The organism is Actinoplanes sp. KI2 (genome assembly GCF_025630775.1).
Taxonomy (GTDB): Bacteria; Actinomycetota; Actinomycetes; order Mycobacteriales; family Micromonosporaceae; genus Actinoplanes.
The window spans coordinates 1-474 of record NZ_JAOSZE010000153.1 but is presented as its reverse complement, the minus strand read 5'-3'; the positions used below and the strand labels follow the sequence as shown (position 1 = coordinate 474).

Here is a 474-nt window from a genome sequence, read left to right as displayed (position 1 = left end):
AGGGCTCCTTCCGGCACCCGCGGGTGGACCAGCCGCCCGCCGTGGCTGACGACGATTGCTCGCTGGATCTCGTCGTCGAGGTCGAGAGCCACCTCGCCGCCGGGCATCAGCAGGGCGAGCAGCGCAAGCACATTCCTGGCGTACGCCGTGGAAGCCGCCACCGGCACGGTCGCCGGCAGGTTCGGCGCCCCGATCAGCGTGACGCCCCCGTCGGTGACCGTCCGGGTGTTCGCGGCCACGCCTTCGACGTTCCCGGCCGCCAGATCGACCACCACCGAGCCGGGCCGCATCCCGGCGAGCGCGGCGGCGGTCACGAGCAGGGGCGGCCGGCCGCCGGGCACCTGCGCCGTGGTGATCACGATGTCGAACCGCGGCACCGCCTCGGCGAGCGCTTGCAGTTGCGTGGCCGCCTCGTTCTCGGTGAGCTCGCGCGCATAGCCGCCCTCGGCCTCGGCGCTGGGCGTGCCCAGCTGA

Annotated in this window: 1 pseudogene; it reads right to left on the bottom strand. The window is 74.3% G+C overall.

Annotated features, from left to right (window positions below):
- Positions 1 to 474: pseudogene (locus ODJ79_RS46730) on the bottom strand (NAD(P) transhydrogenase subunit alpha); the annotation flags it as partial.